This window comes from Bradyrhizobium sp. PRIMUS42 (assembly GCF_023006515.1).
Lineage (GTDB): Bacteria > Pseudomonadota > Alphaproteobacteria > Rhizobiales > Xanthobacteraceae > Bradyrhizobium.
Window position 1 is genome coordinate 1 of sequence record NZ_JALBGZ010001511.1, and the last position, 543, is coordinate 543.

Sequence of the window (543 nt, forward strand, 5' to 3'; positions counted from 1 at the left end):
CGCCGACCAGCCGCTGCCGACCCGCATCGGCGGTTTCGGCGGCGTGAGCGGGCTTGCCGATTACGTTCGCAGCGAACGCATCACGCATGTGATCGACGCGACGCATCCGTTCGCAGCCGAGATGAGCCGCAATGCGGTCGCGGCCTGCGCAGAAACCGATACGCCGCTGATCGCGCTGGAGCGCGCGCCCTGGACGAGGGCGACCGGCGACAACTGGATCGAAATAGCTGATGTCGCCGCCGCGGTCGTCGCGCTGCCCGAGGCGCCGGCAAAAGTGTTCCTCGCCATCGGCCGCCAGCACATTGCGCCGTTTGCGATAAAGCCGCAGCACGCCTACACGCTCAGATTCGTCGATCCGCCCGAAGTGCCCCTGCCCTTTGCGGCCGAAATGATCGTATCGCGCGGGCCGTTCACGCTTCATAGCGAACTGGAGATGATGCGTGGGCGCGGGATCGCGTGGATCGTCGCCCGCAATTCCGGCGGCGACGGTGCGCGCGCCAAGATCGACGCGGCCCGCATGCTCGGCCTGCCCGTAATCATGAT

The 543-nt window shown here is 67.0% G+C and carries 1 protein-coding gene; it reads left to right on the top strand.

Annotation, left to right across the window (positions count from 1 at the left end):
* A partial coding sequence (locus tag MOV75_RS41360; RefSeq protein ID WP_247008659.1) for a cobalt-precorrin-6A reductase occupies positions 1–543 on the top strand: 543 nt, incomplete at both ends.